The sequence below is a fragment of the Bradyrhizobium vignae genome (assembly GCF_900324035.1).
In the GTDB taxonomy this organism is placed as follows: Bacteria; Pseudomonadota; Alphaproteobacteria; order Rhizobiales; family Xanthobacteraceae; genus Bradyrhizobium; species Bradyrhizobium vignae.
Map to the genome: position 1 here is coordinate 3,365,151 of NZ_LS398110.1, position 14,976 is coordinate 3,380,126.

Annotated in this window: 13 protein-coding genes and 2 pseudogenes; 12 read left to right on the forward strand and 3 right to left on the reverse strand. The window is 63.4% G+C overall.

Going from position 1 to position 14,976, the window contains the following annotated elements:
• Positions 1-644 precede the first annotated feature (644 nt).
• Positions 645-844: pseudogene (locus BRAD3257_RS16255) on the forward strand (transposase); the annotation flags it as partial.
• A 162-nt stretch (positions 845-1,006) separates the two neighbouring features.
• Here the strand turns inward: BRAD3257_RS16255 and BRAD3257_RS16265 are convergent.
• Positions 1,007-1,369, reverse strand: coding sequence for a hypothetical protein (locus BRAD3257_RS16265; RefSeq protein ID WP_129146313.1), 363 nt, complete (start codon positions 1,367-1,369; stop codon positions 1,007-1,009).
• A 563-nt stretch (positions 1,370-1,932) separates the two neighbouring features.
• A complete protein-coding gene (locus tag BRAD3257_RS16270; RefSeq protein ID WP_244607967.1) occupies positions 1,933-2,484 on the reverse strand; it encodes a YciE/YciF ferroxidase family protein in 552 nt (183 codons plus the stop codon).
• A gap of 179 nt (positions 2,485-2,663) precedes the next feature.
• Between BRAD3257_RS16270 and BRAD3257_RS16275 the strand changes: the two are divergent.
• From BRAD3257_RS16275 to BRAD3257_RS16315, 9 genes and pseudogenes are all read left to right on the forward strand, one after another.
• Positions 2,664-3,125 (forward strand): annotated as a pseudogene (locus BRAD3257_RS16275) (NuoB/complex I 20 kDa subunit family protein); the annotation flags it as partial.
• Between the two features lie 107 nt (positions 3,126-3,232).
• A complete protein-coding gene (locus BRAD3257_RS16280) occupies positions 3,233-3,679 on the forward strand; it encodes a DUF2231 domain-containing protein (RefSeq protein WP_122402666.1) in 447 nt (148 codons plus the stop codon).
• Positions 3,676-5,010, forward strand: coding sequence for a PQQ-dependent sugar dehydrogenase (locus tag BRAD3257_RS16285; RefSeq protein ID WP_122402667.1), 1,335 nt, complete (start codon positions 3,676-3,678; stop codon positions 5,008-5,010). The genes BRAD3257_RS16280 and BRAD3257_RS16285 overlap by 4 nt, the downstream gene beginning before the upstream one ends.
• Before the next feature lie 59 nt (positions 5,011-5,069).
• The gene (locus BRAD3257_RS16290) at positions 5,070-5,273 is read left to right on the forward strand and encodes a hypothetical protein (protein WP_061030115.1); all 204 of its coding nucleotides are present in this window, start codon (positions 5,070-5,072) and stop codon (positions 5,271-5,273) included.
• Positions 5,274-5,847: 574 nt separating this feature from the next.
• Entirely contained in the window at positions 5,848-7,245 is a 1,398-nt protein-coding gene (locus tag BRAD3257_RS16295; protein ID WP_122406598.1) for an MFS transporter, read from the forward strand.
• Between the two features lie 114 nt (positions 7,246-7,359).
• Complete coding sequence (locus tag BRAD3257_RS16300; protein WP_122402668.1) at positions 7,360-8,187, forward strand: 3-oxoadipate:acetyl-CoA acetyltransferase; 828 nt, start codon at positions 7,360-7,362, stop codon at positions 8,185-8,187.
• Between the two features lie 134 nt (positions 8,188-8,321).
• A complete protein-coding gene (locus BRAD3257_RS16305) occupies positions 8,322-9,527 on the forward strand; it encodes an MFS transporter (RefSeq protein ID WP_122402669.1) in 1,206 nt (401 codons plus the stop codon).
• 184 nt (positions 9,528-9,711) lie between these two features.
• Entirely contained in the window at positions 9,712-10,941 is a 1,230-nt protein-coding gene (locus tag BRAD3257_RS16310; protein WP_122402670.1) for a CaiB/BaiF CoA transferase family protein, read from the forward strand.
• 192 nt (positions 10,942-11,133) lie between these two features.
• Entirely contained in the window at positions 11,134-11,349 is a 216-nt protein-coding gene (locus BRAD3257_RS16315) for a hypothetical protein (protein WP_036010888.1), read from the forward strand.
• 126 nt (positions 11,350-11,475) lie between these two features.
• On the opposite strand, the gene BRAD3257_RS16320 is transcribed toward BRAD3257_RS16315, so the two are convergent.
• Complete coding sequence (locus tag BRAD3257_RS16320) at positions 11,476-12,141, reverse strand: TetR/AcrR family transcriptional regulator (protein ID WP_122402671.1); 666 nt, start codon at positions 12,139-12,141, stop codon at positions 11,476-11,478.
• 311 nt (positions 12,142-12,452) lie between these two features.
• Here BRAD3257_RS16320 and BRAD3257_RS16325 point away from each other — a divergent pair, with 311 nt between their 5' ends.
• On the forward strand, positions 12,453-13,688 hold the full coding sequence (locus BRAD3257_RS16325) for an acyl-CoA dehydrogenase family protein (protein ID WP_122402672.1): 1,236 nt from the start codon (positions 12,453-12,455) through the stop codon (positions 13,686-13,688).
• 148 nt (positions 13,689-13,836) lie between these two features.
• Positions 13,837-14,895, forward strand: a complete 1,059-nt coding sequence (locus tag BRAD3257_RS16330; RefSeq protein ID WP_122402673.1) for a phosphotransferase family protein — start codon at positions 13,837-13,839, stop codon at positions 14,893-14,895.
• Positions 14,896-14,976: the final 81 nt, after the last annotated feature.

The following is a 14,976-nucleotide window of genomic DNA, read 5'->3' on the forward strand; positions in this document are numbered from 1 at the left end:
GGCCTCGGGTTTGGCGTCGCCTGGTCTGGTCCGAGGCCTAACAGCTTGCCTGCCAAACAATCGTTCCGCGGCGACCGGCTGAGCCGGATGAGCTGTGCTCAATTCGCGAGACACGTTGCCACCCGTACTTCATGGATTTCCATAGATTAGGAGACCGTTCGGGAAACTCGCACGACCATTCCGACAACGGGAAATTCCCTTGTGATCTCAAGCGTCCGGAGGGCTGCAAAATGTCGGAATCGGCCTTGCGCGGATTGCGAATTTTTGTGACTTCCAAGCTGAATACGAGGGTTCGATTCCTTTCACTCGCTCCGGTTGCGCCGTAAAAATCATCGATGATTCAATGATTCAATGCGTTGCATGCGGTTCCGACGGCAGTCAATCGCTCTTCACAACCCAATTGTGGATACTTCGGGCGCAGGTCGGACTCCAAAAATCCCGAAGTCTATGAGACGCGTGCACTTTTGACTCCGAGCGATTTAGATTATCAGAATTTTCGTCTGATGATTAGCGCGCTCGGCGCTTCATTCGTCGCGCTCTAGCAGAAAGATAACAGTCGTCGGGCCGGGGACAGGCCCGGCTTCAGTCGCATGTCGATGAGGCGAAGACGGAGGAAGAGCGGGAGAGGGCGGAGAGGGAGTTGCGCAAGCTCGACGCTGATCGCGATCGGGGTCGACTGGGAGGGACGGCGCCAGGTGCTCGCGGTTGAGCTCGCCAACCGGGAGAGCCGATCGAGCTGGAAGGTGTTTTGGAAGGCCTGAAGGCCCGCGGCCTGCATGGCGTCGAGTTCGTCGTCTCCGATGATCATCCGGACTTGAAGAAGACCATTCCCGACGTTCTCACCGGCGTGTTCGCTGGCGAGCGACGGCGGCGGAGAGGGGCGGCGTGCATCCCCTTGATGGGCCTGAGCATCGTGGTGCCAATTTCTTCGTCCGCTTCGCGCTTAGGGGGTGCCGGATCACTGAAAACGGCTGAAACATAGTCATTTGGCTATTAAAGTCGGTTGCTAGTTCAGATCACTTGAGACTGCGGTGATCCATCGAGAGTTCTGTGTGTCAAGTTCAGCAAAATTGATCATGGGGTCCGGCCGAGCCATCCCCTCGGAGCCGCCGTCGCTCGCTTGCCCAAAAGCGCAGCGCTGGCGAGCGATGGCGGCGGAGAGGGGTGGCGTTCGTTGCACAAGATCGCGTTCGCGCTCGGCATCCAGGTCGCCGAGCTTGTGCTGCCACAAGGCACCGTGCTCGCGCAGGGGACGAAGCCGGCCGCGCGAGGCCGAGAAAGAAGCCCGAGAAGACGGGGCGTCCCATGAAGCCGCGCGAGCGCTGATCAGGCCGTGCTCGTCAGCAATGCGATCGAGCAGACTGTTCATGGCTGCTGAATATGTGCTCAGCTCTGTTTGTGTGTTTAGGATGCGGGTGTCGAGGTAGTCACCGTGCAGCTTCACACCTGAAGGGTAAGTGCGGCTCCCTGTTCCATTCCTCTCCGAGATCCGGCCTTCCTCCGCTCAGCGCCTTGCGCTCCAGCGCCAGTACGGAGGATCAGAAACATTAAAAATAGCCGTCGTCCGGAACGTCCATGGAGGTCATCGGTTGGTAGTTCAGTGACGATCGATGAATGGCGAGGCCAGAGCGAAAGCTGCGGATAAACCAAATCAAAGATTCGTCACAAGCCCCGCCAGGTTACCCCGGTAACCGGCGGGGTCCTTGTTTTGAAGACTCCTTGTTTTGAAGACCTCGCTTTAGGGATGATGGGGCCCGTTGGGATTTGCGTAGGGTCCAAGGTTCCGCGACGAGAAACCAAGCGCAACTATCCGTTTCACGCGTGATTGCGGGTACAAAGACTGCGCTTAAGTACCGCCGCATCTAGGGCAGGCCGGGGCCCTCCCACCGAACTCGAGTGGCCGTCAGCGAGGGGTCATCGGCGACGTTCCAGTCAGGCTGCAAGAGCGTCGAGATTGACCTCGTCCTTCGCGAGTGTCGTCAGCATGACGTCGGTCGCCTTCTCCTCCTCCAGGCTTTCGTGCAGGATGTTCTGGTCCTCCCTCAACTCGAGCTGCCCGGCAAGGGCGGCTGCGCTGCCGTAGGCGGCAATCTCGTAATGTTCCAGCTTCTGGGCCGATGCGATCATCGCGGCGTCGCGCAAGTCATCCTGCGTCACCATCTTCATCATCTTCGCAGTCTCCTCGATCAACGATTCCACGGCCTGATCGGTGTGCACGCGCGCATCTGCGCCATGCCGCCGCAGGATTTTCTGAAGCCGTTGACCTTGTTGCTCCGTCTCTCGCTGATGCTCGGCCAGAGCAACTTTCAGGGAGGGATGCACCGCCATCTCGGCCATTCGTTTGAGTGCATCGCTCAGCTGGTCCTCCATGCTGACGAGTTCCTGCAGCTCGGCGATATACAGGTCTTTGAAGTTTTCGATCTTCATGATGTTCGTGTCCATGGCTTGGATTGGGATGACCCGGGTTCCGAATTTGGCGGTCAACCGCCTATCCGCGAGACTGTTCCGGGGTGCAAACGACATTTGAGCTCGGGGCCGAGGAATCAGCGAAGAAATTAGGAACAGCGCGACGGAGCTGTGCTTGCCGCATCGGGAAGGGCTTGCAAGGCGATATCGCCATGAACCATCTCGAAAACGCTGCCCTCGACAATGTCCAGGACCATCTCGGTGACCGTGGCTACTTCGTCGCCCCGCTCGACGACCTCATCACATGGGCGCGATCGGGTTCTCTGATGTGGATGACGTTTGGCCTTGCGTGCTGTGCGATCGAGCAGATGCAGGTATCGATGCCACGATACGACATCGAGCGGTTTGGCGCGGCTCCTCGCGCATCGCCAAGGCAGTCCGATGTCATGATCGTCTCGGGTACGCTCTGCAACAAAATGGCACCAGCCTTGCGCAAGGTCTATGACCAGATGCCGGAGCCGCGCTACGTCATCTCGATGGGATCGTGCGCAAACGGGGGCGGCTACTATCACTATTCGTACTCGGTCGTGCGCGGCTGTGATCGCATCGTGCCGGTCGACATCTATGTGCCCGGCTGTCCTCCGACGGCTGAAGCCCTGCTTTATGGGCTCGTCCTCCTGCAGAAGAAGATTCGGCGAACCGGAACGATCGAGCGGTGACCCGATGTGTCAGCCTCCGCGGATCCGGGGAAGGTCGGGTCTGAGGAACCATCACTGCAGGCGCGAGTTGGCCGGCCGGGCGGGGCGAAAGTCACGCGAGGCCAACCGTGCAAGACGACGTGCGCGTGCGCTCGACCGCGCAGATCGCGGGTCATCCGATCCATCCGATGCTGGTGCCGATCCCGATCGTGTGCTTCATCGGGGCGCTGCTGACCGACATCGCCTATGTCGTCAGCGCCGAGATCATGTGGGCGGATTTTTCGGCCTGGCTTCTGCTCGTCGGCGTCATCTTCGGCGTGCTGGCGGCGATCGCGGGCCTGATGGACTTCCTCGGAAACCGGCTGGTGCGGGCGCAGACCCCGGCCTGGCCGCATCTGATCGGCAACGCCGTGGCGCTGATCCTGGCGATCTTCAACGCGCTGATCCACACCCGCGACGCCTGGACCTCGGTTTGGCCGGTCGGGCTGGTTCTTTCGGTCCTCACCGTCCTGATCCTGCCCGTCACGGGCTGGCTCGGCATGGTGTACCGCCACGGCGTGGGAGTTGTGCGATGAGAACCTCGATTGCCCGCGCGCTGCTCTGCTCCTCCTCGCTGTGTCTTGCCGGCTGCAACGACGGGAGCGGTGATCCGAAGGCGCAAATCGGCGCCAATCCGGTGCTGCCCGAGATCCAGCAATATCTGCTGCCGCCGATTCATATCGCGCGCATCGTCGGCTGGAAGAAGGACGAGACGCCGACCGTTGCGCAGGACTTACAGGCCAAGGCCTTCGCCACGGGCTTGCAGCACCCGCGCTCGCTTTACGTTCTTCCCAATGGCGACGTGCTGGTGGTGGAATCCAAGGCGCCGAAGGGCGCCCCGATCAAGCGTCCCAAGGAGATCGTGATGGGCTTCGTCGAGTCCTGGGCGACCTCCGGCGGCGACAGCGGCGAGAGCAATCGGATCACACTGCTGCGCGACAGCAATGGCGACGGTGTGCCGGAGACGCAAAGCGTCTTCCTCGACCATCTCAACTCGCCCTTCGGCGTCGCGCTGGTCGGCAACGAGCTCTACGTTGCCGACACCGATGCCATCGTCAGGTATCCGTACAGGGAAGGCGATACGAAGATCACTGCGGCCGGCACGGTGCTGACACCGCTGCCGGGTGGTCCGATCAATCATCACTGGACCAAGAGCCTGGTCGCCAGCCCCGACGGCTCGAAGCTCTATGCCGGCGTCGGCTCCAACAGCAACATCACCGAGAATGGCATGGAAGCCGAACACAACCGCGCTGCGATCCTCGAGGTCGATCGTGCCAGCGGCCGCTGGCGCGTGTTCGCAAGCGGCCTGCGCAATCCCAACGGCCTCAGCTTCGAGCCGCAGACCGGTGCATTGTGGACGGTGGTGAACGAGCGCGACGAGCTCGGTCCCGATCTCGTGCCCGACTACATGACCTCGGTGAAGGAGGGCGGCTTCTACGGCTGGCCCTACAGCTATTTCGGCCAGCACGTCGATCCCCGCGTCAAGCCGGAGCGGCCGGATCTCGTCGCCAAGGCGATCGTGCCGGATTACGCGCTGAGCTCACATGTCGCCCCGCTCGGGCTTGCCTTCAATACCGGCACCAGTCTTCCGGCCAACTTTCGCGGCGGCGCCTTTGTCGGTGAGCACGGCAGCTGGAACAGGCAGGTGCTCAACGGCTACAAGGTCGTGTTCGTGCCGTTCACGGACGGCAAGCCGAGCGGTCCCGCGCAAGACGTCGTCACCGGCTTCCTAAACGATAAGAACCAGGCGCGCGGCCGCCCCGTCGGCGTCGCCATCGACAAGACCGGCGCGCTGCTGGTCGCCGACGACAGCGGCAACACGGTCTGGCGGGTGAGTGCGGCGCATCCGCAGCTGACGCAACGTTAAGCCCGGCACCGCGTTGACAGCCCAGGCGAATTTTTGAACGGCAAATCAGGAGTAGGACAATGGGTCTGGCTCAATACGCCATCGTGCCGGTGCAGGACGAATGGGGCGTGCTGCATGACGGCGACGTCAAGAGCAGATACGCCACCAAGGAAGCTGCATTCGAGTCGGCGGTGGCCGCGGCATCCCTGGCCCTCCGTGAGGGACACGAAGTCCATGTCAGCGTGCCCGGCCGCGAAGCCGGCGACAACGCGCTCGGCGTGTAGAGCCCGCCGCAGACATGGCGTTCGAGAGAAGGAGGCCGCGATGACGAAACCCCGTGAGCCCAACGGTGTCGAGCGCCATCCCGCTCCGAGGACGACATCCAGCGCGACCAGCTCGGACCGCGCGGCGTGCCGGACGCGCCTGATCCAGCCAAGATGACGCCCCAGCGCGACAAGAAGACCCCGAAGCATATCGATCCCGGCCACACCGCGTGACGCCGCTCGGCGGCTGTCGTGATCACACGATCAGCCGCCCGCGCCCGGCAGGCGATCCCGATCGCGACCACGGCGCCAGCGGCCGGCTTCGATGCCATCGCCGAGGACGACGCCACCTTGCGCCCCCATCGCTGCCGCCGGCGAGTCCGCCACAGCCATAACATCATGTTAGGTTTATCGCATAACTGGGTAATTGTGTTACCCCGGCGAAAGCCTATTGTCGTCCTCACCCAAGACACCGACCGGCAGTGCCAAGCGCTCGCGGAGCTCCGCAGAGCGCCGGGAGATTGCTGTCCAATTGTCCAACGAAGCCCGCCAACGGGACGTCAACGAACAAGCCAGATCGGGAGGAATTTTTATGATGGCTACCACGCGCGCGATCCATGACAGGAGTCAGTCGAGGAAGGCTGCAGCAAGCGGCTGGATCGGCTCGGCTCTCGAATACTATGACTTCTTCATCTACGCCACGGCGGCATCGCTGATCTTCCCGCAGATCTTCTTCCCGTCGGACAATCCCACCGTTGCGATCGTCGCATCGCTTGCGACCTATGGCGTCGGATACGTGGCGCGGCCGATCGGGGCCTTCGTGCTCGGACATTGGGGCGACACGCATGGCCGCAAGACCGTTCTCATCCTCTGCATGTTCCTGATGGGCATCTCGACGATGGCCGTCGGTTTGCTGCCGACCTATCAGCAGGCCGGCATCCTGGCGCCGATCCTGCTCGTCATGCTGCGTCTCGTGCAGGGATTTGCCGTGGCCGGTGAAATCTCCGGCGCCAGCTCGATGATCCTGGAGCATGCGCCGTTCGGCCGGCGCGGCTTCTATGCGAGCTTCGCGCTTCAGGGCGTGCAAGCCGGACAAATCCTCGCGGCCGCGGTTTTCCTGCCGCTGGCGGCCTATATGCCGACCGAGGCCTTCAACAGCTGGGGCTGGCGGATCCCGTTCCTGCTCAGCTTCTTCGTCATCGTCGCCGGCTACATCATTCGCCGCGAGGTCGACGAAACGCCTGCCTTTGCCCGCGAGGAGAAACGGGGAGAAACGCCGCGCGCTCCGATCGTCCAGGCCATCAGGTTGAGCTGGCCCGACATGCTGAGGGTGATCTGCATGGCGCTGATGAACGTCATTCCCGTGGTCGCGACCATCTTCGGTGCGGCCTACGCGGTGCAGCCAGCCTATGGCATCGGCTTTGCCAAGGACGTTTATCTGTGGATCCCGGTGCTCGGCAACATGCTGGCCGTATTCATCATTCCCTTCGTCGGCCATCTCTCCGACAAGGTCGGCCGCAAACCTCCGATCATCGTGGGCGCGTTGCTCTCGGGCCTGCTCGCGTTCGGCTATCTGTATGCCATCAGCATCCGGAACGTGCCGCTCGCGATCCTGCTGTCGCTCTTGATGTGGGGCGTCGTCTATCAGGGCTACAACGCGATCTTCCCGAGCTTCTATCCGGAGCTGTTTCCGACCCGCACACGGGTCTCGGCGATGGCGATCTCGCAGAATATCGGCACGACCATCACTGCATTACTTCCTGCTCTGTTTGCGACCGTGGCGCCTCCGGGCTCGGCCAACATTCCCTTGACGGTCGGCGCGATCGCCTTCGGCATCACGGTCATCGCGGCGCTCGCGGCGGTGACGGCCCGCGAAACCTATCGGATCAAGATCGACGATCTCGGCAATCCCGAGGCCGTTCCGATGGCGCGGGCCGATTATGAGCGGCAGCGTGCGGAGGCGGCGAACGGTGCGGCCGCAATTCCCACCTGATTGGAACGCAAACAAGCCCGCCGCTGCGATCGATGACGTTTGCAGCGGCAGGGCTCCTTACGCTACGTCTATTCGGCTTTGGGCGCGCGAGCGCGATCATCATGAGGTCCAGGGATGAACCCCGTCGTCGTTGCAGTCGCTATCACCGGCTCCGTTCCGCGCAAGAAGGACAATCCGGCGGTGCCGATCCTGCCGTCCGAACAGATCGAGTCGACGCAGCAAGCCTTCGAGGCCGGCGCCACGCTCGCCCATATCCATGTTCGAAATGATGACGAGACGCCGTCCTCCGACCCCGAGCGCTTTGCGCTGGTGCAGGAGGGCATCAAAAAGCATTGTCCGGGAATGATCGTTCAGTTCTCGACCGGCGGGCGAGGGCGCGATCCCTCGGCGCGCGGATCGTCGCTCTACCTCAAGCCCGACATGGCCTCGCTCTCCACGGGATCGGTGAACTTTCCGACCATCGTCTACGAGAACAGCGCCGCGCTGGTCGAAACGCTCGCCACCGGCATGAAGGCGAACGGCATCCGGCCGGAAATCGAGATCTTCGATCTGTCGCATCTGCATGGCGCCCGGCGCTTGATCGAGGCCGGCCTCATCGACGCGCGTCCGCACGTGCAGTTCGTCATGGGTGTCAAGAATGCCATGCCCGCAGACGAGCATGTGCTCGACATTCTGCTCGGAGAGCTCAGGCGGCTGATCCCGAAAGCGACCTGGACCGCAGCCGGAATTGGCCGCCATCAAGCCGAGGTGATGGGCTGGGCGCTCGCGCGCGGCGCCGACGCGGTTCGCACCGGGCTCGAGGACAATATCCGGATCGACAAGACGCGCCTCGCCGCCAGCAACGCGGAGCTGGTCGCCATCGCCGCCGAGGCGGTCGCGCGCCACGGCCGGCGCGTTGCGACCGCAGCCGAGGCGCGATCCTTGCTCGGGATCGCGGGGTAGGGACGACCATCCACCGCCCGACATGCCCCCAGCTGCCTCCTGCCATTCGGCGGCCGGCGTTCCCGTGCGCCGAGTCTGCAGGTAAAGCAGATGCACAGGCGTGATCGGCGCCTGCCGGGCAGGCGACGGTTGGAATGCGATTCTTGAAGGCTGACAGCGGGCTCATCGGCATCCTGGTGGTGCTCGCGGTCACGCAACTGATTGGATGGGGGACGATCGGGCTGCCCGCCATCGTCGGCCGCGACCTTGCCGCAGATCTCGGCATGAGCCTGCCGGCGGTGTTCGCGGGGACGTCCGTTCTCTACGTCTCGATGGGGCTGTGCGCGCCCTGGCTCGGCAAGTTCTTTGCGCGGCACGGCGCACGCAAGGTCATGATGGTCGGCACGATCGTCACCGCGCCCGGCTTCGTGCTGCTGTCGCTCGCGCGCGAGCCGGTGCTCTACTTCGCCGCCTGGATCGTGCTTGGACTCGCCGGCAGCGCCACGCTCTCGACCGGCGCCTATATCATGCTGAACGAGGCCGCGGGAAAGCAGGCCAAGAGCGCGATCGGCGCGCTGATGCTGGTGACGGGCCTCTCCAGCAGCATCTTCTGGCCGACCACCTCGTTCCTGAGCGGTCATCTCGGCTGGCGCGGCACGTGTCTCGTCTATGCCGCCATGCTGATCTTCATTTCGCTGCCGCTCTATGCGTTCGCGGCGCCCCGGCGCAGCGTCGCGACGGACGATGGCAGCGCACCGGACAGGCGCTCCGATGCGCCGGCGATTCCGCGCAGCACCTTCATCCTCGTCGCCGCCGTGATCACGCTCAACGCCTTCGTCAATTTCGGCATCAGCGCCGTCATGATCGAGCTGTTGCGGGCGGAGGGGTTGGCGCCGGCGCAGGCTCTGGCCTTCGGCTCGATGCTCGGCGTGATCCAGGTCAGCGCCCGCGGGCTGGATTTCCTGGGCGGCGGGCGCTGGGACGGCATCACGACCGGGCTCGTCGCCGGCACGGCCTTGCCGGTCGCCATGCTGCTCTTGATGCTGAGCGAGGGCGCCACCTGGGCGGTCGCCGTCTTCATCCTGCTCTATGGCGCCGGCAGCGGCGCGATGGCGGTGGCGCGGGCGACGATTCCGCTGGTGTTCTACGACCAGGCCGAGTTCGCCAAGGCGATGTCGATGATCGCGCTGCCGCTCAATCTGGCCTCGGCGATCTCGCCGCCCGTGCTCGTCGCGCTGCTGACGCAGTTCGGCAGCCGCGGCGCACTCGGTCTCACCTTCGTCTTCTCCTGCGCAACGGTGCTGATCCTGGTCCTGCTCGGGCGGCGGCGGCCGCGCGCGATCGCGGCGGTGGCGGTCTAAGGCGATCTTCGCGGCGCGGAAAGTTGCGAGCAGCAATCGGCGCCGCTCGCCCGGCAACAGATGGCCGTATGCCGTCAGTGCAGTGCTCAGGGCGCGAAAATGGTGTATCCGCAGGGAGCGCGGCCTGCGATCTCGCCGCCGCGCCAAAATCAGCTCCAAGATCAGTTCCGCGGAGGAAATCGACATGTCGGCCTTGCCGCTCTCAGGCATCAAGATCCTTGACCTCACCCGTGTGCTCGCCGGGCCCCTGTCGGCCCAGATGCTGGGGGATCTCGGCGCGGAGGTGATCAAGATCGAGCGGCCGGGCACCGGCGACGACGCACGCGCCTTCGGCCCGCCTTACCTGACCGACCCCGAGGGCAAGGCCAACAACAACAATTCGTTCTATCTCTGCGCCAACCGCAACAAGAAGTCGGTCACGGTCAACATCGCCAAGCCGGAAGGGCAGGCGATCATCCGCGAGCTCGCCAAGGACGCCGACGTCTTCATGGAGAACTACAAGGTCGGTGATCTCAAGCGCTACGGCCTGGACTACGAGACCATCAAGGCGATCAATCCCCGCATCATCTATTGCTCGGTGACCGGCTTCGGCCAGACCGGTCCCTATGCGCCGCGTGCCGGCTATGACGCCATCCTGCAGGCGATGGGCGGCTTGATGAGCGTCACCGGCCATATCGACGGCGAGCCCGGCGAGGGCCCGATGAAGGTCGGCCCCTCGATCGTCGACTACATGACCGGCATGAACGCGTCGATCGGGATTCTCTCGGCGCTCTACCATCGCGACGCCAATGGCGGGCAGGGACAGCACATCGACGTCTGCCTGTTCGACACCGTCATCGCATCCTTGTCGCACTGGCTGCAGATCTATCTCGTCAACGGCAAGACGCCGCCGCGCCGCGGCACCTGGGGCAATGGCGGCATGCCGGCCGGCGTGTTCCGCTGCGCCGACGGCGAGTTGATGCTGGTGGTCGGCAATGACGGCCAGTTCCAGCGCACCTGCGCCGTGCTCGGCGAGCCCGAGCTCGCGAACGATCCGCGCTTCGTCAAGAACAACGACCGTGTCGTGCACGGCAAGGAGATCATGGCGATCTTCGCCGGCTTGTTCCTCAAGCAGCCGGTGGCCTACTGGCTGGAGAAGCTGGAGGAGGCGGGCGTGCCGTCAGGTCCGATCAACAATTTCGAGCAGGTGTTTTCCGATCCGCACGTGCAGTCGCGCGGCATGCGGGTCAAGGTCAATCATCCCTTCGAGCCCGATCTGTCGCTGGTCCGCAACGCGCTGACCTTGTCGGAGACCCCGATCAAGGATTACCGCGCGCCGCCACTACTCGGGGAGCACACGCAGGAGGTGCTCAGTGGCAAGCTCGGCTACGATGCCGGCAAGATCGAGCAGCTGAAGCAGCAGGGGATTGTCTGACGCTATCACCGTGCCCTGGAGGGCCCTCCTGGGGAGGCTGCGAAGACTTGTGCCGCAGGACGCGCGCGCGATGCTGGAACTTGCCTGAAGCTTGCCGCAATCCCCAGATTGTCCCGGTCCGTAGTCGCACAGGCTTCCGCTTTGCGTCCGACTCTGGTTCGATACTTCCACTTGAGTTCGGGAGGGAAGCGAATGTCCTACACGATCGGGTTCCAGGCGAAGGACCAGAAGGCCATTCTAGCGACCGAGGCGGCCACCGCCAATCAGGCCGTCGCCATCATTGCCGCATTGCGGCAGAGCGCCGACGAGATAAAGTTCATCCGATCGCCGCAGGAAGGCGAGATGGGCATCGAGATGCTGCTGCTGCTCGCCAAGGAAGAGGCCGAGGAGATGCCGCAGCGGGCGTAGCCCGCCGTTACGGCTACACTTCGAGCATGTAGCAGAGGTCGTCATGCCCGGGCTCGTCCCGGGGATCCACGTTCTTTGTGCTGCGTGGCAAGACGTGGATGGCCGTGAAAAGCCCGGCCATGACAGCTAACGCGCATCCCGCGCCAGCGCGCGCGGTTTGGCTTCGACCTTCGCCGCCGTCAGCGCCATCGTCGCGACGCTGACGACGCGCCCGACCACGTCCTCGACGTCGTCGAGATCGCATTTGCCTTCCGACAATTTGATCAGCCGCTCGCTCTCGCGGATGGTGTGGTGCGCCATGGCGAGTGCGAAGTTGAGGCCCCAATAGATATCGACCTCGCTGCGCTCGGGCAGGGACCTGCGCATCGAGGCGGCGAATTTGCGCAAATGGTCGATCTCGCGGTTCTTGATGCGGCGGATCGGCGGCACGGATTCGATCGAGGCGCGGATCATGAAGCGCGCGGCGGTCGAGCGCTGGTTCTCCGGCCCCAGGCAGCCGCGCAAGGTCGGCCCCACCAGCGCGCGCAGGATCACTTCGATCGGCGCGCGGCCGCCGCCTTGCTCCTCCGCCGCCTTCAATTCGCGCAGGCGCTCGCGGTTGGTCTGAACCGAACGAGTGACGAATAATTCCGCGATCAGTTCGTCCTTCGAGCCGAAATGATAGTTCACCGCGGCGAGGTTGACGCCGGCCTCCGCGACGATGTCGCGCAACGTCACGTCGCCGAAGCCGCGGTCGGCATAGAGCCTTTCGGCGGCGGCGAGAATGGCAGACCTCGTATGATCGCTGGCCATGACCTTTGTCCCGTCATTCCGGGGCGACGCGCCAGCGTCGAACCCGGAATCTCTCGCCACATTTCGAGATTCCGGGTTCAGCCCTGCGGGCTGCCCCGGAATGACGCCGTGAGCGAGGGAGTTGCAATTCAAACATTTGTATGAAACTATCGTTTGAAGGCCGGGAAAGTCAATCCGCGATCGGGACTCATTTGCAATTGCGATGGGTTCCGGTGCGCCCCGCAGTTCGCGTATTCGCGCTTGCGGGCCGCGCACGGCGGGAGGACAGTCCGGCGCAAAAGTACCAGCGAGAGAGAAGCGAGGAGCGTCCCATGGACTTCGACATGTCCCCCAAGCAGAAGGAATGGCTCGACCGCGTGCGGTCCTTCATGGCCAAGCACGTGCGCCCGGCGGTGCCGATTTACGATCAGCAGGACAAGAGCGGCGACCGCTGGAAGGTCATTCCGATCCTGGAAGACCTCAAGAAGAAGGCCAAGGCCGAGGGTCTCTGGAACATGTTCATGCCGCCGTCCGAGCACGAGGACGACGAATTCCGCGGCGCGGGACTGACCAATCTCGAATATGCGCTGCTGTCGGAAGAGATGGGCCGCATCACCTGGGCCTCGGAAGTGTTCAACTGTTCCGCGCCCGACACCGGCAACATGGAAGTGTTCATCCGCTACGGCACCAAGGAACAGAAGCGGAAATGGCTGCGTCCGCTGATGGATGGTGAGATCCGCTCCGCCTTCCTGATGACGGAACCGGCGGTCGCCTCGTCCGACGCCACCAACATCGAGACCCGCATCGAGCGCGATGGTGACCATTACGTCATCAACGGCCGCAAATGGTGGTCGTCCGGCGTCGGCGATCCCCGCTGCAAGATCGCGATCCTGATGGGCAAGACCGATTTCAAGGCGGCCAAGCACCAGCAGCAGTCGCAGATCCTGGTTCCGCTCGACACGCCAGGTATCAAGGTCGAGAAGATGCTGCCGGTGTTCGGCTTCGACGACGCGCCGCACGGCCACGCCCAGGTGCTGCTCGAGAACGTACGGGTGCCGAAGGAGAACATCCTGCTCGGCGAAGGCCGCGGCTTCGAGATCGCGCAGGGCCGTCTCGGTCCGGGCCGTATCCATCACTGCATGCGCACCATCGGCAAGGCCGAGGAGGCGCTGGAGAAGATGGTGAAGCGGCTCGCCTCGCGCACCGCGTTCGGCAAGAAGATCGTCGAGCACAGCGTTTGGGAGCAGCGCATCGGTGAAGCTCGCACCAACATCGAGATGACGCGTCTTCTGTGCCTCAAGGCAGCCGACATGATGGACAAGGTCGGCAACAAGACCGCGCAGGCCGAGATCGCCATGATCAAGGTCGCAGCGCCCAACATGGCGCTGAAGATCATCGACGAGGCGATCCAGGCCTTCGGTGGCGCCGGCGTCTCGGATGAAGCCGGCCTTGCCAAGGACTACGCCCACATCCGCACGCTCCGTCTCGCCGACGGACCGGACGAGGTGCACAACCGCGCCATTGCCAGGCTCGAACTTCGGAAGTATGCAAACTCTACCAGTCACTAAGAGGGAGAGCCAGGCGGCGCTCCCGACTTGAAGAAACGACAGGGCATGGTCCCATTCGGAATGACCGCTTGACGCAAGTGCGTCAGCGGTTACCGATTAGGATCATGCTCGACCTGCACAAGGTCAGGACTGAAGAGGGAGCGTCATCGTGGCGGACGGCGTCAGAAAGGACGAAGAATTCTCGGGCACCAAGCCGGTCGAGGAGCGGCATCGTTTCGACGAGTTGCGCCTGGAAGCGTGGATGCGCGAGCATGTCGAGGGTTTTGAAGGCCCGCTGGTCGTGCTCCAGTTCAAGGGCGGCCAGTCCAACCCGACCTATCGCCTCAACACGCCGAAGCGCTCCTACGTGATGCGCCGCAAGCCGTTCGGCAAGCTGCTGCCGTCGGCGCATGCGGTCGATCGCGAATACCGTGTCATTGCAGCCCTTGGTAAGCAGGGCTTTCCGGTCGCGCGCGCCTATGCGCTGTGCCAGGACGACAGCGTCATTGGCGCGGCCTTCTACATCATGTCGATGGAGGAGGGCCGGGTGTTCTGGGATCCGACACTGCCGAGCCAGGATCGCGATGCACGGCGCAAGATCTTCACCAGCAAGATCGAGACGCTGGCGAAACTCCACATGTTCGATCCCAATGCCATCGGCCTTGGCGATTTCGGCAAGTCGGGCAATTATTTTGCACGCCAGATCGACCGCTGGACCAAGCAGTACCGGGCGTCCGAGACCCAGCACATTCCCGAGTTCGAGAAGGTCGCCGAATGGCTGCCGAGAACCGTGCCGGAGCAGGCGCGCGTCTCGATCGTCCATGGCGACTACCGTCTCGACAACATGATTTTCCACGCGACGGAACCGCGCGTGCAGGCCGTGCTGGATTGGGAGCTGTCGACGCTCGGCGATCCCATGGCCGACTTCACCTATTTGTTGATGCAGTGGATCATGCCGGGCCTGGAAGGCGCCGACCTCAAGGCGCTCAACATCCCGAGCCTGGAAGAGGCGGCGCAGATCTATTGCAGCGTCACAAAGATGACGGTGCCTGATCTCAACTGGTACTTCGCCTACAATCTGTTCCGTCTCGCCGGCATCACCCAAGGCATCGCCGGCCGCGTCCGCGACGGCACCGCCGCCAACGCCAAGGCGCTCGAATCCGCCAAGCGCACCGTGCCGCTGTCGAAGGCATCGTGGGAATATGCGCAGAAGGCGGGCGCGGTGTAAGAGACGACAAGGGCGCGGCGATGGCCGCGCCCTTTTTCTTCGGTTCTCGTGTCCCGGACAAGGCGCATCACGACGTGATGC

Excerpts from the sequence above, each read along its gene's own strand:
- BRAD3257_RS16315 (WP_036010888.1), top strand. The coding sequence starts at position 11,134 with ATGTCCTACACGATCGGGTTCCAGGCGAAGGACCAGAAGGCCATTCTA.
- BRAD3257_RS16320 (WP_122402671.1), bottom strand. The coding sequence starts at position 12,141 with ATGGCCAGCGATCATACGAGGTCTGCCATTCTCGCCGCCGCCGAAAGG.
- BRAD3257_RS16285 (WP_122402667.1), top strand. The coding sequence starts at position 3,676 with ATGAGAACCTCGATTGCCCGCGCGCTGCTCTGCTCCTCCTCGCTGTGT.
- BRAD3257_RS16310 (WP_122402670.1), top strand. The coding sequence starts at position 9,712 with ATGTCGGCCTTGCCGCTCTCAGGCATCAAGATCCTTGACCTCACCCGT.
- BRAD3257_RS16325 (WP_122402672.1), top strand. The coding sequence starts at position 12,453 with ATGGACTTCGACATGTCCCCCAAGCAGAAGGAATGGCTCGACCGCGTG.
- BRAD3257_RS16265 (WP_129146313.1), bottom strand. The coding sequence starts at position 1,369 with ATGAACAGTCTGCTCGATCGCATTGCTGACGAGCACGGCCTGATCAGC.
- BRAD3257_RS16295 (WP_122406598.1), top strand. The coding sequence starts at position 5,848 with ATGGCTACCACGCGCGCGATCCATGACAGGAGTCAGTCGAGGAAGGCT.
- BRAD3257_RS16305 (WP_122402669.1), top strand. The coding sequence starts at position 8,322 with ATGCGATTCTTGAAGGCTGACAGCGGGCTCATCGGCATCCTGGTGGTG.
- BRAD3257_RS16300 (WP_122402668.1), top strand. The coding sequence starts at position 7,360 with ATGAACCCCGTCGTCGTTGCAGTCGCTATCACCGGCTCCGTTCCGCGC.
- BRAD3257_RS16290 (WP_061030115.1), top strand. The coding sequence starts at position 5,070 with ATGGGTCTGGCTCAATACGCCATCGTGCCGGTGCAGGACGAATGGGGC.